The following is a 25,157-nucleotide window of genomic DNA, read 5'->3' on the forward strand; positions in this document are numbered from 1 at the left end:
TCTGTATGATGCGGGATAAGGGGGTTTCACCGACTTGGATTGCCAGGTGAACATGATTGGTCATCAGGCAGTAGGCATGGATTCGATGTTTGTATCTTTCTATGCCCTGCTGCAAAAGAAAAAAGAACCGGCTGCGGTCCTGTTTATCAAAAAATATATCATTGCCACCGTTACCCCGGAGGATAACATGGTAACAGGCGCCTGGATAATGGAGTCGGGGTTTTCTTGCCATGGGTTAAATCATTAACCCCAGAATACCCATTTGTCAAGCCTGACCCCTTTTTACCTTTTCTATAAGGAACGTTGGCAGATTGAGCAATTTTTCAAGTGGATCAAGCAGAACCTGAAGGTCAAAACATTTCTGGGCACTTCAAGAAACGCAGTTCTCACTCAGGTGTGGATCGCATTGTGCGTGTATCTGCTTGTTGCATTCCTTAATTTCAAAGCAAAGCTGGGTAGCTCGATGCAACAAATACTCCGAGTTTTACAGCTAAATTTGTTTTCCCGGCGTAATTTAGAAGAACTTTTCAAGCCGCCAAACTCGCAACATATTGTTTCTCCGCAGTTTTTGCTGTGGAATAATTTATGAGACAGCACTGATGGTAAATATGATCAGATCTGTTCAATTATTGATCATTTCTACAGTTAAGTCTTTGCTTTTAGTTACACCCTTCTTATACAGGTTGGATTTGTACTTATATTCTGTATTCCGGGTATAGTCTGGATTGAAGTAGTAATCAAATCTAATAAGTTGAGGCTTGTTTCGGTCTAATTTTACGATGCTAAAAGTATTTAATAATAGGATGTCACCATGAATTTTACCATACATGGCTCTTTTTAAATTCCCCTCCTCGTCTTCTTCTGAACGAATACGGAAATAATAATGTTGATCTTTATTTATATTAATGTTTGTTCCCGTTTTAGTTACCCTACGTTCATATTTTAAAAGACTTCTTTCATATCCATCATCAGGAGCCAAATGAGGAAGTTTTAACTCACTTGGATAATTCGACTCCACAGGGTATGTGTAAATCCCGTCAAACTTATTTGAGAAAGTTACAATCATTTCGCCGGAATATTCATCTTTGCTTTTGAAATCCTTTTTTACCTGAAAAATAAAATCACTTACTTTTCCTTTCCCGCATGGTGCAACCCAGTCAGCTTCAATAAGATCAAAGCCGAGTTCCTTGTTTAATTCAGGAACTGCAGCAGTAACTCGCAATGCAATCATTGGAACGGGATTCTTTTTCTTTCTGAGTTTAACAATTAACTCGGGGTTCCAGGGAGAATGTCGGAGTTGAGTAAAACTTTCAATTTGATTAAAATTATATTCCAGTCCGGTGCTATAATAATCATTATGCCTTGCACCGTATGTTATTTTCCTACTCCCTTTGCCTGTGACAGTATACCTTCCTGTTTTATCTGTAGGTCCTTCCACCCTCGTAAATTCCGCATCCCAACCACCAATACGGAATGTAGCGCCGGCAATTGCATTTTGAATCGGCAAGCCTGTTTCTTCATCAATTACCTTAATTGTCAACTTGGCTTTTGGCCGAGGCAAAGAAGAAGCGTGGCAAGTTAACCCATAGCAGAAAAAAACAAACAGTATAAATAAAATAGCTCTGTATTTATTTCTCATGCTAATTAAGACCTCCCTTTTGATTAATTGTATCAATCAATAAGTAATTGTATGTATAAGCAACATCTCGAATATCGCTATGGAGCCATTGTTTCTTATCAGAATCTCTTTTTTCCGTGACGGGCCAACCATTTGTACGATAATTATTAGCAGACATTTCTAAATCTCTTGAAGATAAAGCTCCAAAGAGATTGTTTGCGCCAATCGCAAAACCTCTTGCAGGTATTCCCCGAGTCATAAGCATGTGGTAATTATCCATAGCATAACCGTTTCCAAGGATATCATCATAAAGAAGATCCAGATCAGTACCCTTTCTGAAAAAGGGTTTTGTTTTCAAAATTTCTTTATTCGATAGTATTTCTGTTTCTGCTTCAAGAGCTGTATATCTCTTGTAAATTGGAAAACCTTGAGAGTCATAACCCAGGATTTTGAACCATCCATCTCCGGGATTTGTTTCATGGTCGTTAAAACCCCAACCCATTTTATCACTGACATCTAATATATCTTCAAGGGCATTATGATATCGCCCTTTAAACAGTTCTTGAATACACCAAGGATAATCATCAGCATCTGTGAATCCAGGAAAAGAATAACGAGAAAAGTTAGCAAGCACTTCATCATCAGGTGAATAAAAATTATAAACATCTATATTAGCAACCTTTGAGAACCTGTCGCGCCAAGTCAATTCCGAACGTTTATCATCAGGAATGGCTCCAAAGAGCTGATACCATTCTGATGAAAAGAGTTTTTCATCATATCCCTTATCCCGCCATTCTTTATGAAGCATAGCAGGGTCTCTATCTAGTGTGGAATTAATCGATTCACGAGTAATAGCTGCATTTATCATGAAATAATGGTCAATATGTTGGTCGGAATCATGATCTTGTATTGCAGCAGCAACTACCATATTACCAAGACTATGGGCGGCAACTGTAGTTTCACCAGCTAAACCGTTTACAAAAGTAGCAAATGCCATGCTCGTATTGAGGGCATGAATAACATTACGTTGAAAATGAATCTTTGTTAAATCATCTCCATACCAGGAAACACCATAAAATCTTGCTTTTGATCCAGACCAGAACATGCGTTTAAAGATCTCACTATGCCAGCCTCGGGCTGCCTCTGCATCAACATTGAAACCATGCATAAAAACAAAATTCTTATCCAAGAATTCATTGTCTGGAAAATTCACCGGTTCACCCAGTCTGTCATCAGGGCCATCTTGTTGGTTTAAAACTCGTCTCAAATTCTTGTGCCGGAACATGGTTTCAACTGGTGAGATTTGGAGGTTTAATTTTCTCTTCATTATAACATAATTATCTTCCAATACTTCCAGTACAAGACCGTTCTCAACCTGTTCCACACCCTCCACCAACAAGACACCTGCACCTGTATTACGTAATTGATCAAGGAATATTGCATCATTAAGAATTGTGCCCTGATTATTGACATAAATAACCTCTGCATCCTCAACATCTCTGGCTTTATCAATATTTATCAAAAAGTCATAATTCCCTTCACTGTCCAGTCCTAAGTTTGTATAAGCAACATTCACTGATCCTGTTACTGTTCTTAATTTGAACTGCCGTGTCGAACTGCTCAACAAAGATGTATTGTTGAATTTTATATACACAGGAAAAAAGTCTAATAAGTCTCTAACTCCATCAACCTTTTTACTTTCCGAGTCTCTAAGATACCAGCTTGAAGGATCAGCAGATGGGAGAAATTGATATCGTCGAGTGGGTTTCTCTGGCGCTCCGGGTATATCATCCAGAGAATCCACCAGCACTTCGCCCTCGTCATCATCATCATTCAACCAAAAATAAAAGGTTTTACCCAAGTAGAAGTTTTGTTCATCCTCGCTATCAATTTTTCTATCTCGGTTATAATCAGTGAGTATTTTAAGATCAATAACACTCATCACCAGCCTATCCATCTCAACCTCAACTCCTAGGGGCGAAATATATTTGGTTACAAGAATTGCGGTATCAAATGCGGCAGCGCTTTCTTTAATCCCTTCCACATAGAGAGATAGCGTGAGCGCGGAAAGATCAGCAATGTCAGTGCCGATTACCCATTCTTTCTTCGCCGAGCCGGTTGCGGCAAAGTCGATCAGTATATTATTCTTGCCTTTCTTATTATTCGTCCAGATACGAACCTTGTCAGCGCCCTGGATAGCTTCAAGAACCACCCTACCTCCGGTAAGTGTTGCAGGCAGGCCGGTGAGCCTGATTTCCGCAAGGTCTTTATCCGGAACAATAGCGCCGTTTCCATCCATCATGGTATCGTCGGCATTGACAATACCGTCTGCATCAAAACCATCGATATTGTCTAGTATACCATCACCATCGTCGTCATTGACATTGAGCGGGATGATGAGACCGGTCCCTGAATATTCAGCAGGGTCATCCTCTTCAAACTTCCCATCTCGATCCATATCCGCATCTAATTCTATGGCAATGGGCAGGATAGGCCTGGTATCGCTTCTAATTTCAACTCCGGAATTATAATTGAGCACAACCTGAGCTTCGTAAGCCGCCACCATATCGAACTGGAATCCCCTGGTGAATGTCGCAAAGCCTGTACCTGAGGTTTCAGCAGGAATAATCAAATTCGCCTCGCCGTTTTTGCCGACAAACACATAAGAGGTCACGGCCTGATATTCAGCAGGCAGAATCGTAAAGCCGATTTCATGGGCCGCCTTGACAATGCCGAATTCATCAACCGGGATGATGTATTGTTCCGGTGTTTCGATGTCAACGCCATAGACGGATATGCTTGTTGTTTCTTCCATTGTGCCTGCGCCGAATGGTGCGGAACAGACGATTTCCACATCGTTTTTCTGAGCAAGGGCCGGAAGAGTATATGTACCCGTGAATACGCCGTTCTCATCTGATGAATGCGTGGCGACAACGCTGCCAATGGTCACGGTTTGCCCGAAATTGTTGACGATATCAAACACGCCGGTCCCGTTGCCGCCGGCATCAACTTTTTCCTTTAACAGACGGCACACCGCCGTTATCTCAAGATCTTCATTGACCTTGCTGGCATTGATCAGGTTGCCCATGGGGTCTGAAACCAGTTGATGAGATAACATGAAATGATTGATTGGGCCGTCGGTCCCCTCGCAGTCAACCACCGGCAGGGTGAACATGGAAAAGGACGTCGCAGGCATGCCTGGCGAGGTCACCGCGATGTCGTATCTTCCCTGGGTCATGCCGCCCAATACAACCTGGACATGGGCGCCCTTGTTGTCGGTGGTCTGCGACAGGGTATTGATTCCGCAAGAAGGACCATGAGTGGGGAAATTGGCAAGACAGGCGTCATCCGGATCGATCAACAACGCCTTGCTTTCATCATAGCTGGGGTTGGCACACTGGGCAAGACTCACAGGGGTCTGTGCGGTAAAGGTGACTACTTGATTTGATACGGGATTGCCGAACTCGTCTTCAACAATCACAACAACCGGACCAGCCCAGCTATTGATGTATCCATAGTCGCCACTCCCCTGGGGTCTTTTGATATTGACCGGATTCCCTGGAAACCCGAAAGCTGTAAAAGGTTTGGCAATTGTTGTTCCAGTTGATGCAAGCTTGGCGTCAACAATATTTTCTCCAACCTGGGTGCTGTAAGTTTTGTCTGGTTCCGGCCAAAGCAGTGTATTATTGGCTGTATGTTTACCCAATACGAGCCAGACTTGGGCAATACCGGAAACGTTGCTGGGAATCGTAAGGATTTCAGTTCCACCGTTATTATTTAAAGCATCCATCTGGTTCGCGTATAGAAATCCGCCACCGGCCTTAACTGTAAAAACAACCTCGGCACCATCAACCGGTTGATGATTTTTGTCCGTAATAATTACCTGTAAAGGACTGTCCAATGACTTGTCCACTTTACCTTTCTGGAGATCATAAGCCACAACCTTCTGAATATAATTCGCAGAAAATGGATCGTAATTCGCAGGCTCCGCAAAAGGATTCTTCACTTTATTCCCGATATACTCCGGCCACTTCTCTTTGTTCCAGGCCGTCATCCCACCCGCGATCTCACCGGAAAGCATCCAACCGGACTCGCCGGTTGCGGGATTCTCCTTGATATAACCGAACCCGGACCAATCCTCGTGAAACATCTCGATTTCAGGAAGAGTGACCACATAGCCCTGGTTCACCGCATTGGTGATGTCCTCGGCAATTGCATCGGGAAGATTCAAGTTTGGAAGCTCTGCATTGATATTGGCTGCATCAATGGTGATAACCGGAATGCCGCCCTCATTGGCAAGGGCAAGCAACTTGGCTGTAGAAATCGATTCCACTCCGAATCCGTTTTCAAAGGTACGGTTTTCAAGGATGGAGCCCTGGAGTGACGAAAGCCCCATGAAAAGAGATTTTGGATCGTTACCATTGGCAAAGGAAACAACACCTGCGGCTTCAGCAATCCGCTGGTCCGCATCCAGATACACTCCTTTCCATTCATAACCATGTGGCGAATTAAGCAGATAGACAACATCCAATACTCCGCCCAGGGTGACCAGAGTAGGCAAAGGCCGGGCAATAGTCATCCGCAGAAGGGAGGCAAGCTCCTCTTCGGTTTTGTTGCCTTGATCAATGTATGACATGGCCTGCTCAAAGAGTAGACGCTCGGCATTCTTGTCTTCCAAGGGGATGGTTTCAGGCAGAACCGCCTGCTGGGCGGAAAGTCCGATGATTGCCGGATATCCGGCAATAAGCATGTTTTCGATGCGCTCGGACGCCCCAGGGGCTGTAAGCTCCACAGAAAGAGAAAAATCAGCCCCGGCTGAAAGCCCGCCCTGGCCGACGATCTCACGGGACCCGTCAACGGTGAGCACCGGTCGCAGATGGATGAGATAGGACGGGGTATTGTCCAGGCCCCCATAGGCGTGCATGATCTCCTGATCTTCAACGCTCTCGGGTTCAAAGGTCAATGCAATTGACTTATTGGATAGTTGATAAACAGGCAGGGCCTGGTCAAATAGAACAGTGCCGTCAACTTTTGCAGCCTTGATCCGGGCATTGTGCAGAAGATCGGCAGGCAGACTGGTGTATTCACCGGTGATGGCCGTCTGCTTGAACTGCAGACTTGCCGGGATAATCTTCATGTGTTCCGGATTGATCGTCCGGGTGAGGAGCAGATCCTCATAGACAGTGCCCGGATTGCTCTGAGCCAGCTTATTATTGATGTCGTTTTTGAGATATTCAAGCGGGGTCTCGGCCTTGAGATCAGCAAGGTAGCCGGTCCTGATCCCGGAGAGATCCATATTGTTTAAAAGATCCGCCGGAGTACTTAACGTGTACCCGGTCACCTTGATGCTTGTGTCGAGCGCCAACCAGGTCTTGCCGTGTTCATCGATCACCGCACCGCGATAATTGTCATAGGGAATCTCAGCCTCAACCCAGACATGCTCGATTTTGAAATTATTGATCCTGCCGCCGGCGATCACAACTTCATAGGGGATTCCGGCTTTCTGAAAAAAACGGGCTATTTCAAGGGGATCATCCAGCCCGGTCTGCATCTTCGCGGCTTCGATATCCGGGAAAAACTCAATCACCCCACGAACGTACCTGGCCGGAAAACCGGCGGACCGGAACAACGCAACCAGGAGCGCGGCCTGATCCGCATCATTACCGCTCTTCTGGCGCAAGGTCTCTTCCGCACCCTTCATCGCACCCCAATACCACTCGGTTGTGATAGTATTTTTCACCCATTCATACATCTCCACCGGATTCCAGTTGAGGGATTCGGCCAGTCGGGCAATCTCAAGAGAGATTGGCGCTTCAGGGCTTGCGGCGGTATCTGCGGCAACCACGACCTTGTCTCCACCTTTATAAGCCGGGGTGACCACTGGAGTCGTTTGCGGCGTCTGCGCGGGCAGGTTGAGGTGCCGGTACGGAACACTGCCATGGATACGGCGTTTCTTCTTGGGCAGGATGCCTTCAAGGATGCTCTTTAACTGCAGGATTTCATCCAGGGTAACCTGGGTGTTATTCAGATCATCGAGATAGGAAAGATACTGGGCAACAGACTGTTCATACTGTTCCTGCATGGCTGCATGCCTGGACACGGCACTGGCACCAAGCGTGTTGACCTGGATCTCTCTGGTTTGGAACCGTTCCAGAAGCGTCGAATGGCCGGTGCGGATTGACTCGCCCAGCGCTTTCAGCTGAACAAGGTCAATGGAATATGATCCTCCCGAGACCAATGCGCCTTCGATCTTTGCAAGCAGGCCTTTACTCTGCTTGAGATTTTTCTGGAGGTCTCTTTCCAGGGTCAGGTCGGAGGCATGGGCCAGAACCGGAACCAGTAAAAACAGTATGGTACATACCAGAAATAATAATCTTCTTTTTTGCTGCATGAAAATCGTTCCTTTATTCATAGAAATAGTACCTGCCCTGTTCAATGCGCAGCAGAGTGTCAAGTTGGAGCCGGATATCGCTTATATCAATACTTTCAATACGAAGTAATGAATCAATGGCTTTTTCGATCTCATGGATATTTACCTGAAGGTCACCAATATCAATGATTACATTTGCTCGAACATTTTCAAGACAGGCGATGATATCCGCAGCCTTGGCGCTATCCTGGCTTGAGAGCTGCAATGAACTCACTTCACCGATGATACTGTCGATCAGGGCTGCTCTATCCTGGTCGAGAACAATGTCATAGGTGTCTGTCTGCAGCGGGACATACTGATCCTGATCCATGAAACCGTTTTCAATGGAAAGCGTATAGGTTCCCAATGTATCGGGCAGGAGAATACTGTACGGCATTACTATGGTTCCTCCTGAAGCAACAGGAAGATTGAAAAACCATGGATTTTCAACAACCCATGTATCGGTTTGCGTATCATAAATTCTCAATTCCGGCGGATAGGATATGGCCACGCTTAAGTCAAATCCTCGGCCCGGACTTGTGGTTGTCAAGGCATGAGGCACCATGTGATACGGCTTGACAATTGACTGGTCAGCAACCTTATGAACGTAGGCCAATGACAGGGTCAACAGATCGGAGAACTCTGCCAAATTGAGATCCGTTATCGCTTCGCTCAGGTCAAAGGCATAGAATATTGTTTTGCCGATCCCGTAATCACTGAGCACTATGGCTGGATAATTGTTCGAGTTATTGCCGAGAATCCATCCTGCGACAGTAGCATTGGCAGCTATCTCGACTCTCCAGGCATATGAGTTGACTGCCCAGACATCCGCAGTTGTGATCGGGCTGTCAAGGAGCTGTATCTCATGCTGACTGCCTGCCAAGGTACCCTTGTCATTAATGCCAAGGAAGAGATTCTCTCCTTCAAAATGGGTGCCGTGTTCCAGCCAACCGGCACTGACAAGCCCGGTTCCGGAGTAGACTTTATCCATGAGTTCATCGATGTGGTGGTCGGTAAGAGGCTGTTGATCTCCCAGGATTAGTATGTCGGTGAAAAACGGGTTCCTGAGTTCATGCTCGAATTCACTCTTGTCACAGACGATTCGATATTTATCAACCCCATTGCTCAGCATGGTATTAAGAAGATCAATACGCACCTGATCAGAACACTGCGCCGGAAATGTATTGCCAGTGATGATACGATTCAACCAGACTAGAACGTTTGATTGATCCGCAATCCCGTTAGTTACTTCAAGGGCGGGCAGCACTTCAAGCGAAGAGATTTCCAGAGTTTTTAATCCGCTCTCTCCGTCTATTTCGACTCCCAGCAGGACATCATAAACCTGGACATTCAGATCAAGTGAAGAAAATGTGAATATTCCATTATAATTACCCTCGGAAGGCACATTGACGGTGGATACAAAAGCAGCGACACTGCCCGTTACGGGATCATTGATATTCAGTCTGACCGTCAGGCCCTGGAGATCTTTGGTGCAACCGTTATTAATATGATAAACAAAGGAGATATCCTGGCCAAAGTAGAGCGGATCAGGCCCAATTGTCACCGAACCGGAGAGCTCGTCAAACGGATTACACAGCTCAATGGTCACTAGTGAAGATACAGCACAGGAAACATTCCCCGCATTATCCGTACCCCTGAACTGAATACTGTGTTCGCCTTCATCTTCAGCCAGAGGGATGTATGCCAGCGAGTAAACCCCGGATATCTGGTTGGTTAAAGGAATGGGCAGCCAGGTGCGAGAATCGATCCTGTACTCCACTCCTGACACCCCGGACGCATCATCGGTCGCCTTAACCTCCAGGTCGAAGATACCGTTCAGAATGCTTGCCTGCACCGGTGAAATAATTTCAACAATCGGAGCAGTGAGATCTTTTACGGTGAATATTGTATCCCCGATATGCAGCATGGTCTGTTCGTGATATGCCTGCATTAGGATTGTATAGTTGCCGAGTGATAGGAGGTCGGCAGGGAACGTGACGTTGCCTGTAAGGGTATCACCAAGGATAAGGTCAACTGATTCCACAGCTGTCGCAATAATAGTGCTTGTTAATGAATCGAGTAGGAGGATGTTGAGTTCCACCGCCCCGGCTGAGGCATTGCCAGTGTTTGTTATTGTGTAGTGGGCTGTGGCCCCATTTCCAAAAGTCACTACTTCGGGATCAATCGTAACCGCACCGGAAAGTTCGGACACAGTATCGATAACAAATGCCGAGGAATCCTGGGCAACGATCTCGTTATTCAATAAGCAAGTGAGTTCTATCAGGTAATCTCCAGGAGCAACGAGGCCTGTATTCCAGGAAGACTTCAAACTTACATTTGTATCGCTCAATAGAGCCAGATTATCAAAATAATTTAAACCGACTTCAGTACCCTCGCTATCCTTGATTGTCATCTGAACATCTAGACCGGCAACTAATGAATTAAGACTATTATTGGCAACCGTTATGTTAACGGAAACATCCTCTTCAGGTCCGAAATGTATCTTCGCCGTTGACACGGCTGCTTCAATAACCAATTCCGGCAGAATGACAAAAGGAATGATGGTCTCTTTGATGGTTATACTGGCAGAATCTTTCAGGTTGGCCCGCAGTTGATAGTTTCCAGCAAAAATATCCGTGGTATTCCAGTAAAGGATATAATTATCAACAACGCCGTATGTTAGAGTCGCATAAAGAGAATCAAAATTTTCTACCAGATAGCTGTTCTCATCCTCGATTGTGATATCGAGAGTGACATCTTGATCAAGGCCACTATTAAACAAGTCAATAATGACAGATAGATAATCGTAACTGCGGTATTGATCCGAATCGAGCATTACACTCATTGCAATTCCATGTTCCTCAACTACATAAAAATCCTTGTTTGCATTATTATTTGTTTCTGATGCCTCGTTAAACACATCCTGCGGATCAACTGTTACATAGATAGTGTTCCTTCCGACATTTCCTGTTGTATCCCAGGTGAAGCTGAGCCACTCTTCCGAGCCGCTGATCAGTGAGGGGATAGTGGCGGTTTTGACAAGTTCCATCCTGCCAGTGGCATCAAGGATGTAAATCGACGTATCAACATTCTCAAGATCAAACGAACCGGGATTCCTAATCGGCACACTAATGACTGTCTCTTGTCCGGCAAGGGGCGCTACTGGAAAAATAAAGATATCGTCGTCAAAAACTTCCAGATCAGGAAGGAATGACGGATCAAGATAAACAACGATCTCATCCGACGGGTCACTTACATTGCCGCCATCATCCATGGCTGTGGCGGTGAAGACGTTTTCACCGGCATTAAGCGGGACATTCTCAAAGGTAAAAGTACCGGCGAAATGGACTGTTTTAACATAAGGGCCTGATAAATAATGCAATACTGAGGGGCGCCATATAAGATTAGAAGGCTTATTATTTTTGATGGCTTCGACAATATGATCCTTGTTCATATCTTCAACAGAAACAATCCTAACTTCCCATGAATTAGCTTGGATTTCTTTGATATAGGCAAGATCTTTACCGCTGTCAGACCATGACAGCTCAAGTTCATTTTGGTCTGTATCAGTTACCTGATAAACCTGTCCAAGGCTGAAATCGTACACATAAATATCAACGACACCATTTCTACTTGAGGTAAAAGCAATACTTGAGCTATCCGGGTTCCATCCTAATGAGGGGATTTCCCCGGATCTATGGATAAGGCTGTCAATTAGGGTTATTTCAAATGTCTCGGGATCAATAACAGAGAGTGTCTGACCTTCGAAGAAAGCGACCTTACTACCATCAGGTGCAATCTCTGCAAAATCAATAGAATATCCGTTGGTTAATTGAGAAATTCCACCTGTTTCAAAATTTTTCATCCATAGATCATTGCTTCCATTTTTTTTACTTATATATGCAACAATACTGTCACCACTCCATGACGGAAAAACTTCAGCGCAATCGCTGCACTCGGTTAAATTTGAATCCGTTTTCGTAATAAAATTATAAATACCTATCCTGAAATATCCTCCATTCTGGTAAACATATGCCAGCATGTCTCCCGGGTCTGACCAGGTAATATATGAGACAGTGGATTTTAAAAGTATTGAAGAGTGATACTCTGCCAAACCATAAAACAGTATGCGTGAATTTGAATAATTATATGCTAGGATTCCATCGGTATGTGAAACATCTATCTTGCCATTAATTCCATATCGGTATGTATTCTTTATGTTATCGCTCGCTGACGCAATTGTTTCAGAAATAAATTCCTCATTATTAAAAAGTGAGACAATTGCGTTGGATTCAGTCTTCCCGGAAATGGTTATATTGTCTGAATCGGTTGTTATTGAATAACCACTTTGGGTTGGCTCAATTATTTGCGGAACCATAGGATATTCAAGATCCTGTGGGGTCGATGACGCTTCGTTGGATTGGGTGCTCTCATTTCCGAACTGATCAACACTGACAACTATGTAATAGTATTGTGTGCCATTTATGAGTTCATCATCAATATAGCAAGTCTCCTGAATCAATCCCTCATTAACCCGATTGTAAGAACTTCCTGAAATAATACTGCGATAAAGAGCGTAACCTTCGAAAGGCTCAATAGAAGCATTCCAACACAGTTCAAGTCGTCCACCATCAACAGGCGCTGAAATATGCAAATTCGTTGGACTTGCCGGTGGAATAATATTAACTACAGCCGACACTTCCATCGATGACTCACTTTCATTTCCTGTATTATCCACAGCAGTAACTCGATAACTATAGGTAGCATTAATTAATTCAAATTCTTGATAAGCCTGTTGGGTTAATAATAACGTGTTGATCTTTATCCATTCAGCATTCACAAGTTTATAAAAGTTATACCCTGCTAAATCTGTTTCCAAATTTTCATCCCATGAAACCGAAACATCATTTCCTGAAACAGTTGCAATCAGATTAGATGGTGGTGCTGGTGGGACGATATCTCCAACAACTATGGAAACAGGCTCCGAAAGGATGCTTTCAAGTTCATAGACATTCACTGCTGATACTTGATAATGATATTCCCCGTCACCAAGGCCAATATCATTATATACATTCTCAATTATATGGGCTTCTTGAAGAATGCTTAATTCAGAAAGCATGGCACAGCTTCCCGATTCAGGATTATTGGTTGATGTGATATTTACTCGAATTTTATCTGTCTTAATCGGTGGATAAAAATTTGAGGATATCTTAATTTCTTGGTTTCCAGTAAAAATAGCTGCTGATTGCCATGTGCCTTCAATCCAAGCCTGAATTTCAAAATCCCTCCCTGAATAAAATTCATCTTTCCAGTCAATTCCAATGTCACTAATTTGGATCTCAGATGTAAATTGGACTTCTAACCACCCTGGACTTGATAAATTTATGCCGCAGTCATACCAGGCCGATTGGATGTTGGAATCAAAGACTCTATATGCATATTGTGCGTTCCCCGAAGCAGTGAGATTCTCATTCGGGATGTCGAGAGGTTGGATCTCATTAATTTTAATTCCGTCTCGGTAAAGGTTATATCCGTGAATATTAGATTCTTGATTCGGATCCCATGCAACATGAACATCAAATTCCGAAACATCCACATACAGACCTGTTGGTGGAGATGGTGGTTCTGAGTAGGAAACAATGATTATGTTAGATGGTTTACTGGTATTACCTTTGGAATCGGTGGCAACTGAATAAAATGAATTGTCTCCGGAAATTAAAATAGCATCAACTATGAAATTCCCCTCCTGAGATGCAGAAACACTCCCTAAGGATACAACCCCTGTTTGGGTATCATGAAAAACTTCCACATTGAGTAAAGGCTGTGTCATTCCCTCCAATGTAATATTCTGTTCGGTTACTACCCTGGGTTGTTGTTGCAGTATCGCTCCAGGTACATTGACCGACAAGGGGCTCATTTCACTTTCATTTCCATATATATCGACTGCTGCAACATGAAAAGAATAATCCCCACCACTCAACCCTGACGAATACTGGGGGTAATCATAAAATTCATCTAATATAATTTGTGAGTTCAATTTTGATGACTGATGGTAAACATTAAACCCGGCCAAATCCAGCTCGGTATTGCCGGACCAGGAAAGGGTAACTATACCACTCACAACTTTTGCTTGAAGACCGGAAGGTGCGGACGGAGGTGTTAGGTCAGTATATGTAACTACGATTTCCTGAGGTTGATTATCTGTTCTACCTCCCACATCTGTAGCAACTGAACGAAGAAGATAATCATTATAATCTAATAGTAAGGTTGCTGGATCAAAGGTAACCACAAAAGGACTTGTGACCGGGGAACCAAGATCAGTCCAGATGGCTTCATTAGACTTCCTGTACTGGAACTGGATTGTTGCAATATCAGAATCTTCCGAGTCAGCTGTCAATATAATCGGTTCTTGAAAAACTATTCCACTTGTAGGCACCTTTATCCTGGCTTGTGGTGCGCGATTATCTAGATCTACTTCAAGGATTATTGACTGATCGCTTGTGTTACCGGCCTGGTCCATAGCAATAAGATAATAGTGATGAACTCCGTCAGGAACTTCGGTCTCGGTGTACATGGTTCCAGAAATAAGATATGGCTTCAAATCTCCATAGGTAAATCCAGAAACATTAGCCAGTTGATGATTACGATATAAAAGATATCCTGCCAGATCATCCTCATTATTTGCCTGCCAGGAAAGGTCGACCGAATCACCACTAGGTACTGCTGAAATCAACACCGGTGCAGCCGGTGGAGTGTTATCAATTGTCACAATAACAATTTTGCTGCTGATATTATCATGAAGATCTTCAGCCTCCAGTTTGAGCGAATAAACATTATCACTAAGGCCAATAGTATCCCATTGATACAAGGTGTTTGAACGAATCGGGACTGGAGATTCCCTGATAAGTTGCCACTCAGACGGATTCGCTCCGCTTCTGACAGAAATTCTGTACTCCTTGAAATCATCAGAACTGCTCGAAGTCCCCCTTATATCAACAAGATCACTAACAGTAGCCCCATTCTCAGGCGAGGTGATGTTTACATCCGGCCCGGTGTTATCGATGACAATCTTTATTGCATTAGAGAAATTACTTTCCGATCCGGCTGCATCAACGGCGGTTACTTCATATGAGAAACCACCCTCAGACAAATTATAATCGGTATAGTTTTGATCTGTCAGAAGATCGTTATTGACTCGCTGGCCGTTCCTGTAAAGATTATATCCAGCCACATCTGAAACATTTTCATGAGTCCAGCTTAGCAATGTATCTTGATCCTCTATCAGATGACCATTAAGGACCGGCGGTGCTGGCGGTATTGTGTCAACATGAAAAGTTCTTGTGACAACAGCATTATTTCCAATCGTATCAAGAGCTGTCGCCCTTAAGCAATAAGTCCCATCAGCAGGTAAGGCATTTATACTAGCAAGATCACCATCTATTACTGACACGGCTTCTCTCTTCAGAATAATCCATTGGTAGGCGCTTAAACACTCTCCTCCAGATAGCTCAACTTTATACTCCGATATGTTCTGGTCTGAAGCAGTGCCTAATATTGCACCGTTCTCTCTAAAATACCCTCCTTCTAATGGATATGTAATTGCAACGATTGGAACCGTGTTATCAACAATAACTGAAGCTCGCTTCTCAATTTCCCAACCAGCTTTGTCAATAGCAACGAGAGAGAGAGTATAGGAGTTGTCGGAAATATTTGAATTCTGTCCCACATCCCACTGATATAACTCTTCATTTGAAGGGAGATTTTCTTCAGATACAAGAAGAGTCCACTCGATTGGTTCTTCACCAACACCAGATCTAAGTGTGTATCCAGAAAAATTTTCTTCAGTTATTGTGCCTTTTATTTCGATTACTTCCTTTCCGAACCCATACAATTCACCATTTAAGGGGGTAACAAAGTCAAACGCTGGAGGTGTATTATCTACAGTGAATTGAATATCCCGTGCAAAGGAGTTTTGGGCAGCATCAACAGCTGCAACATGAAGGATATAACTACCTTCATGTAAATCATTAAGTATTGCAAATGTATGATTTTCACGGACCCGATTTTCGCTTGCAAACGTTACAGTTTCTTGGCTGCTACTATAAGTCATGGAATATGTTTCAAGATTTGCATCGTTTACAGTCCCGGAAACATTTAAAGATTCTTTGAGGTGGGTATCGTTAAGCGGTGAGAGAATTTCAATGATCGGAGGTATTGTATCGATCTCAACGGTAATTGATTCATTTTGTACGATAGAATTATTTGAAGTAAGTGCTGCTATGATATCGATACCATATGTGCCATCTGGAACAGGAGCGGAAGAGTTGGCAGTCCCGTCCCAATGGTATGTATGGAAACCGGGTAGGTGAGCAGAAAAAGTAGTAGATTTTATAAGTGTTTTATTAGAATCCAATATATTTATTGTCAAATCACAGATATCTGTCAATTCATATTGGATTTGGCCGTTTTCAAGGTTTCCGTCACTGTTCGGTGAAAAAATCTCAGGATCGACCAAGAACGTCTTAAGTAAATCCGGTCGAGGTTCGAGATTTACAGTAACTGTTGCATCACTGCTGTTTCCAGCCAAGTCTGTTGCATACAATTTCAAGTCCCATTGCCCTTCCGATAGTCCAAACGTATTCCAGAGGCCGAGTGTTTTATCCTCAGCTGGAATGTCTGATTCTGCAAGGATATACAATTCACTGTGATTGTTACTGTTTAACGCTACAAGTCTATATTTAAGGAAATGTTCATCAGCTGCAGTGCCTGTTACATCAACTGCTAAATCTTGAATTATAGTTGATAAGGGCGAGGTTATGGTAGTTATCGGTGGAGAATTGTCAACTTCAATTAGAAAAGTTTTTTGATTAACATTTCCGCAAGAATCTGTTGCAAATAAGGCAAAGGCATACCAACCATCCGAAACGCCCCCCCCGGTGTTATCCTTGCCATCCCAGACAAAATCTCCATCTCCGGCTAATTGGGTGACTCCCTCAACAACAGTCCGAATCAAAGAACTTTGTGTATTAGCTTTTTCTTTAGAATCAAAAGGGCCATAGACTTTTGCATCAAGTGTTGATACCTCGTCAATGTGATAAGATAGTGATACTTCTTCAAAAATATCGTCTCCGTTTGGCGAGATAAGGTAATTGTCAATTGATGCATCCACATTGACAATTTTATCGAAGATGACCGTTGCAAAAGAACAACTGACGTTTCCGGATTGATCAACAACCTTCAGTTTCAAAGTGTAAAGGCTTTCAGAGAGATTTGAAACATCCCATGTCCCGAGCAAGCCCTGCTTTGCAATCTCTACGGAGATATTGCATTGTTGGTTCTCACCGCAGCCAGACTGTGTTTTTGCAGGTAACCACTGCGTTGGATTTGCGCCGATACCGTAAAATATTTCATAGCGCTGCACTTCATTATTATCTGTCGCTATTCCTTCGATATCTATGCCATACCAGGAACCGTCTTGATTATCTATACGCCTTGGGCAAATTTCAGAAGAACTGTCAGGGTATGTTATCCGACTAAGAGGAAGCGCTCGGTCAACAACCAGATTATCCGTGTAAACATCGGTACTGCTTTCATATCCCAGAGTCGCAGAAACCGGATAGACCCCTTCAGCCATTATCGACGTATCGACTTCCAATTTGCCCCAACGGTGAGTGGCGAAATCAAAACTTCTAAGGAGTTGGGGCTCTCCTGTGTTTTCGATGACATAAGTGACTGTCTTAGGATATGAGGATATTGCTCCACTTGAAAGAACAGAGATAGTGGCGTTCGAAGTTATAGAATTGCATTCCAAGGATTCATCCTGGGAAATATCAAGTTCCAGTCTACCTTTTTTTACAGGATCTTCTTCTGGTTGACTATCAGGGCAATCCACGGGGGGATAATTTTCGCTGTTACTTATGTACTCTTCACCTGAAGGAGTTATCCCTATCATTCTCAAATTATAGTTAACATCCTGAAGAAAATCAGAAAGGGGTGGTGCGCCGATCTGACTTGACACACCTGAAGCGGCATCTTTCACCCAGACATCTGTCCATTCAACAAAATCCGGATCGCCATTGCTTTGCATCTGAATTTTTTGAAATGCCAGATCTTCATACAACGAGATCGACGTATAGATGAGATCCTGCATTGAGAGTGGTTTGTGACAGAAAGATATAGAGAAAACTTCAGGAGTGAAATAAGCGTTATTTGAATAAAATTCTCTTCCAGTCGCATCTTCCGCATAAACTCTTACACCCTGAATCTCATGTATCTCAAAACTTGATGCATCCCATTCGATTTCAGGATTTGTCAAAGCAATTTCAGTTATCGTAGTATCGTCATACCATGTGTTGTTGGTCCGGTATTGGATAGTCATGGAAGCGAATTGTGGAAGTATGGTTTCTACAAGCTTCAGGGTATGGATTTCAGCTTGAACATATTCTGCTTCGAGCAAATTGGTTGACTGAAAATTTCCAGTAGCAGTTCTATTAAGGCTGATAAAAGCATCGTCCCATCTTCGGAGAACAAAAATTTCTTCACCAAAAATAACATCGAACGTATTACTGTTTCCTGCATAGTCCTCGGCTACAATTCTGAATCGTTTATTGATGGGAAATTCCAGATCATTTTCCGAAAACGAAAAGACTTCCCCAGGAACAAGATTACCTTCTCCGTCATAAATAAGATCGTTTTTGTCATCCTTAGCCCATACCTCATTCTCTCCATTTTTAAGGGAATACCATTCTGAGGGATTTATCCCTTCGCCATATTCAATGGTCCAAACTTTGAGATTCTCATCCAAGACAAGGGCGTCTAGGCTGACAGATATTCTGTTTGTAATTTCACTAAACTCAAGTTTGATTTCCGGAAGAGTGTTATCAACTTGGAAATAAAACTCATAATTCAAAATTTTAATCTTATAGATCCCGTCGAGCACAACATTTCCCTGGTCATCCATTCCATCCCATACGATTGAATATGGGCCGGGAACAGCAAAATCGCCAGGGAACGTCCTCAGTAAATTATTTTCATTATCCAGAAGGTTGAACTCGAGATGAACAGGCTCGTTAATGGTAAAATGAAGCGAAACTGTATCATTCACTCCATCATTATTCGGCGAAAACAACTCTCCTGATTTATAGAGATTTGTTATGGCAAATTTCTTACCCCAACTGACTCGTTTTCGAGTCCATTTTGTGTTTCCGGCCTTGTCAGTTGCGGTCAGCTTTACATAGAACGTGCCTTCACAGGGAGGCACCCATTCGGCAAAGACATCATCGATAACAGGTTTCTCAGAGGGGGGAGTAATCAGGTGCCAGTCATTCGGTGTTTGCTGATTCGCATATTCAAGGGTCCAGCCTGAAAAATTAAGATCTGAGGCTATACCCTTCAGGATTACTGCAAAATCATCTTTTGTAACCTGAAGTTCAGTTGTCAGAGGGAGAAGTGAGCTTGCTACGATTCCTGGTTTAAATATATAATTCTGTTGAGGAGAAACATTACCTCCTATCGGAAAGTATGATGTTGATCCATTAGTGATATTGAGAATACTCTCATGGTAAATAGGACTTTGATTATATTTAATAAACTTCTTGTTCCAAATAGATATAATGTTATCACTTAGCCAATAATCCGGCTCGAGCTCAATATCATCATACACATTATTACAAAATTCCTCAGGATAAGGCCAAACCTTATAATTCGATGGAAGTTCGTCCTGAGAAGGAATATGGGGTCTTAAACAAGTGATCCACCAATTTTCAGTGGGGAAAAAATCTACTTGATCACTATCAATATCATAAGTGAAAAAATAACCCGCAGTCCAATTCGACCCGAAAAATTTCTTACCATTAGGTGACCAAGAAAAGTTGTAAGAATTTTCATAAAAATTGTCCATTTCCTCAACTGCGGTTTTACATACTCCTGTTTTATCACAAACCACAATTGTGTGATCAGATGGACTTTTTAAATATGCAAAATGATTTTTGTCAGGACTCAAAGAAATATAATTATCTGTGTACCCAGAACCCCCACCACCCCATCGATTACACCCTAAAAGAGATAGATCTAAAGCAAAAAGGTAAGCATTTTCAGCAACCATTAACGGTTGTTGCTGAAAGGTTGTATCAATGACCCAAATATTAAAAAGATTCCCGCTTAAACCAAGATTATAATCTCTTAGTAATATTTGATTCTCATCAAACCATTCAATAATTGTGTGAGAAGGCGATTGCACTGGAAAAATATTTTCCTGTTGGCCGTTAATATCACTGACAACGAGGTGTGTTTCAGAAGCGTATGCAATCTTTTTGCCGTCAGGTGACCACCTGAATGATTGATATGAACCTGTCGAATTTGACCAATTCGGTATGATTTCTACCTTTTCCGATCCATCAGGTTTACTGATTATGATTTTGTAACCTGAGGTTACAGTATCATAAATTTTATATGCCAGATAGGCACTGTCTGGAGACCAATATACACCCCTGTAACTTTCAGTATTTAACGATTCAACCAGATGTAACTCCCCTCCGTTTGTATTGACCGACCATAACTGATATTCCCATTGCGTAATAAGCTTGTTATATTTTAAAATTATAAATGCCACTTTTTTGCTATCATCAGAAATTTTAAAAAATACGTTGTCGCATTCGCTGTCATTAACATATTCATAGTGATAACTATAGTTACTGTTATAATCATTGTACCACTCCTCTTTGGTCAACCTGACTTTTGTGGCGCCATCAATTGAATAATAAAAAAGGCCACACAACGGAGATTTCACACCATAACGACAAGCTAATAAAGAAGAAATATTAGAATAAATAAAACCGCTCTCATCAGGCAACCACACGGCATTCTTTGGTGTATTAGTTGACCTTTGTAGAATATAATCAGTGCCTGCAGTTGTACTCCAGAGGAGCTTGTTGTTATCAACTACGATTACCAAGCTTGAAAGAATTGAATCCTCTGAGCGTATTTGAATTTGGTACTGACCATCCTCCACTACTCTGCCAAAGTCATCCAAGCCATCCCAGCTTATAGCACCGGCAGCGACATTTTCAAACTCACTACCACTGAAAGTTCGAACCGCCTCCCCATATTCGTTTACGATAACAATTTCTACAGTTTGAGGAGATTCAAGTCGGAAGGTAAAATCAGTTGAATCCTGAATACCGTCCCCATTTGGAGAAATATATTGTTCGGTTAGCCAGAGATTCGAATCCTGAACCCCAAAATTTCTCGATGCTGTATTGTTTTCATTATCCTGTTCCAGAATTGTGTCGCTGGGATCAACCTGGGCTGTAACTGTATGAAGGCCTGTTTTCCCAATTGTGTCGTACGTGAAAAAAACCGAACCTTGTGAGTTCCCTTCAACAAAAGCAAGGGTTTCCTCCCCTATCTGATTTCCATTTTCTGAAATCACAACAGTCACCGAAGAACTATCCTGCTCGCCTGCATTCTGCACCAAAACTTCAATTGTTAAAATATCTCCTTCTTTCGGGGCATCAGGAGAAAAAGAAATTGAACGAATTGAAAGTGTAAGGTCTGGAAGTGTCAGAATTTTTAATGTATTAAATGCACTGTTGTCAGTTTCAGATATTTCATTGATATTACTATCAGGGTCGACAACAACTGATATGACTTTTTCTCCAGATACGGGGATATCAGTCCATACATGAGAAGCAGTCTCAGAGCCATTTATGGGAATCAAAGGTATTGTCGAGGCCCCCAGCAGTTCCCCTCCCATTTGAGGATCTCCCAAATGAAATTGAACTTCAACATTCTCTGCTGGTGCGAATCCATTATTTTCAATTTTGGCAGATAAAGTAGTTGTCCCTTTTTCTGATGCAGGCGTTGGGTCTGCGACTATATCCAAATAGCTTAAAGTCAAATTCGGGTCTATTGCGGAATTGACAGTGATGAGTTTATTTGACTGGTTATTGGCTTCTGAAAGTTCAGCAAAAGCATTTTCTGGATCAATCTGAAGATTAAGAGGCATTCCTTCCCCAACTACATCGGCCTTCCAAATATATTCATGGTCAATGGTTTGTCCTGAGGGGACATCAATATATTCTAGAACGATTTCAACTGCTCCCGAAGGTAAGTCGAGGTAATACTTGATAGGGACATTATAAGAGTCAAGAGTGCCATGATTTGAAATCAGGTTATGGATAACTACATCTTGAAAATAATTAGCAGTCTCAGGCGTTACCGTGAGATCTGAAGCGAGAATTTCAAAATCATAGGTCGGTTCCGGATAGAGCATCCTAAGGGCAATGTTGTTGTTTTCACTTGCCTCTTTTATCAGGTTATCCGGATCAACAACCGCAAAATAGCGATGAGAATTACCATCGTTGATTGTGGTATTAAAAACTACAGTTGCAGATGATTGGCTGATTACGGCAACAAACTGTTCCCCAAGCTTATTTTCTTCACTTATTGTGTTTTCATAGAGAATTACCTGTGCGTCCGCAACATCGGTCATCCCATTATTATGCACAGTTACGGAAAGATCTACTTGAGTCGGAAGAGAAGTTATATTTTCAGGAGAGGGAATGATATCTGAAGTACTTACTACAAGGTCAGGATCCCGCATCGCAACCCACATTGCATTGACTGCTTTTGAAGTCTGATGGGCGCTGGCATACCATGAGCCATCCTGCGATTGCCGTTCGAGAATATAATTCAAGGCCCGATCCGTGACGTCAGATGAGATACCGAATTGCTTAAGACCAATCAGGGTTGTCGCGGTGTTATAAACAGTACTCGGACTATTACCGAAACCACCGTCGATATTCTGTTTACTGTATATCCAGACGAGGCCATTTTGAATAAATCCGTCCAGCTCATAGTCCTGCTGATAACTGCTAAAGGCGGTAATGACGTTTACCGATGTAAAAATATTGCTCGTGCCATCTGCACCCCACCCTGCATCTGTATTCTGCTGACCTTTGAGATATTCTATTGCAGGATTTATCACTTCGATGTTTGTGTTGCCAATTGTTGCCAAGGCCAGTAATGCAAGGGATGTATCCGTGGGATTGCTGATATAATTGATATTGCTTCCCCAGCCGCCATCCTGATTCTGCCGGGCAAGCAAAGCGGTATGCAGTTGAGAAACATCCAGCCCGGAACGGGAGAGCACCTGGATCTTCCTGGCAAGATAGTCCAGATTGGTTGTTTCTATGCCTTGTAACCAGGCAATTCCCTTATCGGAACTCTGAGTTGTATTGGTAAAATCACTGAGAGCGATCAAGGTATCGGATGTGTCCCGCTCTGCAGTGTAAAACCCATCCTGCCAACTTCCATTCACGTCCTGATTATTCATCAACCAGGCAACACCGTCATTAATCTCAGGAGCTGCGGTTCTCGGGTCAAATAGAAGTGTTTCAGGACCAGGATTTTCAGGGAGGTTCGTGAAGGGGGCGGTATCAATTTCAATCTTGCCGACACCGTTGGTGAGACCGGAAAACCACATGGTCCAGTTCTGCATAATATTCCGGATCCCGTAGAGATCGTTCTCGGAATAAGTGCCGGGCCGGGTTACGAAAATGCAACCAATTCTGAAGGTTTTCTGAGAATCTGTCACACCTGGAATGCGCTCGCCCTCTGCGGCGATTATATCATCAATGGAAACGTATTGAGCGGCGCCTTCAATCGTAACACCTGGCTCTGGCAATCTCTCATGATCAATTCCTGCATTGTCGATCAGGAGCATGGGAGGCACTTCACTCTTATCGATAAATCCCATGAGATAAAGATCAAGTGGACTGAAGTATTTCCTCCCGGCAAGCGAAGTGAAAGTTCCGTTGCCGTTATTTATCCAGCGATTGCCGTACTCCAGAGAACCTGCCGTATCAAGCAGGAAATTCCAATGCGATCCACCTTTGCCAAGAAGATCGATGCTGATGGTGTTATCAGGTTTTCTGTAGGTAACTTCTGCTGCCCACCTATGGAGTAATTCGTGACTCAGGGTTCCCATTGTTTCTGAAAAACCTGGATCAAGGGGGTCAACACCGATGGACTGGATATTACCCATATCAATGGTGCCCTGAAGCACACCATTACTTCCGTAAAACGTTGAATTGTTAAACAGGTCTTTGCCTATGCCCTGGACATCGTTTTTTACTTCATGATAAAAGGCTATGGCTTCATCTTGAGGCATCAGGAAGTCGAAATTTGAAATAATTACCAAGAAGTCATAATCATCTTGGTGGGTTGCGATAAATTCTTTGGCAATCTCCTGACGAGGAAGAGCATTTGACTGCCCATCCGGCAGATTGGCGTCATAATCGCCCTCCACTTCCATGACAATCACGTCGCCGTGATCAACTAAGGTAGAAGCAATGAATTCGGCGGCCAAAGAATGTGAGACTGGTGATACAATCAGAAAAAAATAAAAAAACAAAAAAATTCTTTTCTTGTAATACAAGAAAGCCTCACGCAAACTGGACCACACACACAAATTGTGCATTGATTGACCTCAGAATATATTTAAAGAGTATTAATGAGACGGATAGGCTCTATCAGCCGAACAGCTCCTCCCCCCAAGAAGAATATGTTCTTTATTCAACAATATTAATGTGTTACATTCTTCACCAACAACAAAAGTTACCAAACAAAGAATAAAAAAAACTCTTACACAAATAAAGATTTCAAGGAAATCAACATTGAAACCTTCAAATGACTCCAACCCACCGGAATGCTAGGATAAATGAATTTATGTCACGCACATTGGGCAACATTTGATAGATACTAACTGTTAGTTACTATCAAAATAATTTCTAGATGTCAAACACTGATAATGTTTTTGACAAACAGGAGCGGTTTGCCAACTGTTTGAGTGTCAGCATAATTGTTTACGGAAATATCCTTCTTGATCTCAAATCGAGAATGAACCTTTCCGTCTGTTAGTTTATAATAAATCTGATTAAAATATCGAAGGGACAACTGAGACAAAACTAAACCATCTGAAGGTTAGTTTTGGGGACGATCTGGGGACGAAAAACCTGGAAAATGGTCAAAATGAGAGAAAATCCTCCAAAATTTTCTACCAGTTTTTTATAATTATTTCAGTAAGTTGTTAATATTATAGCATTTTCTTAACTACTGCAAAATAGGTCT

4 protein-coding genes and 1 pseudogene are annotated in these 25,157 nt (G+C 42.7%); 1 reads left to right on the forward strand and 4 read right to left on the reverse strand.

The window, feature by feature from the left end; translation table 11 throughout:
- Positions 1 to 232: transposase (locus KKE17_09020; protein ID MBU1710130.1), on the reverse strand; the 232-nt coding region annotated here is incomplete at its 3' end.
- A gap of 60 nt (positions 233 to 292) precedes the next feature.
- Here KKE17_09020 and KKE17_09025 point away from each other — a divergent pair.
- Positions 293 to 589, forward strand: a pseudogene (locus tag KKE17_09025) (transposase).
- 33 nt (positions 590 to 622) lie between these two features.
- On the opposite strand, the gene KKE17_09030 reads toward KKE17_09025, so the two are convergent.
- The 3 genes from KKE17_09030 to KKE17_09040 are packed head-to-tail and all read right to left on the reverse strand — an operon-like array spanning position 623 to position 24,465.
- The gene (locus KKE17_09030; GenBank protein MBU1710131.1) at positions 623 to 1,639 is read right to left on the reverse strand and encodes a hypothetical protein; all 1,017 of its coding nucleotides are present in this window, start codon (positions 1,637 to 1,639) and stop codon (positions 623 to 625) included.
- Between the two features lies 1 nt (position 1,640).
- Complete coding sequence (locus KKE17_09035; protein ID MBU1710132.1) at positions 1,641 to 8,030, reverse strand: hypothetical protein; 6,390 nt, start codon at positions 8,028 to 8,030, stop codon at positions 1,641 to 1,643.
- Positions 8,023 to 24,465 carry a hypothetical protein gene (locus tag KKE17_09040; protein ID MBU1710133.1) on the reverse strand — a complete coding sequence of 5,481 codons (16,443 nt, stop codon included), beginning with the start codon at positions 24,463 to 24,465 and terminating at the stop codon, positions 8,023 to 8,025. Before KKE17_09040 ends, KKE17_09035 begins: the two co-directional genes overlap by 8 nt.
- Positions 24,466 to 25,157: the final 692 nt, after the last annotated feature.

The sequence above is a fragment of the Pseudomonadota bacterium genome, assembly GCA_018823135.1.
GTDB lineage: Bacteria > Desulfobacterota > Desulfobulbia > Desulfobulbales > CALZHT01 > JAHJJF01.

Coding starts and splice junctions, on each gene's coding strand:
- KKE17_09030 (MBU1710131.1), bottom strand. CDS start 1,639: ATGAGAAATAAATACAGAGCTATTTTATTTATACTGTTTGTTTTTTTC.
- KKE17_09035 (MBU1710132.1), bottom strand. CDS start 8,030: ATGAATAAAGGAACGATTTTCATGCAGCAAAAAAGAAGATTATTATTT.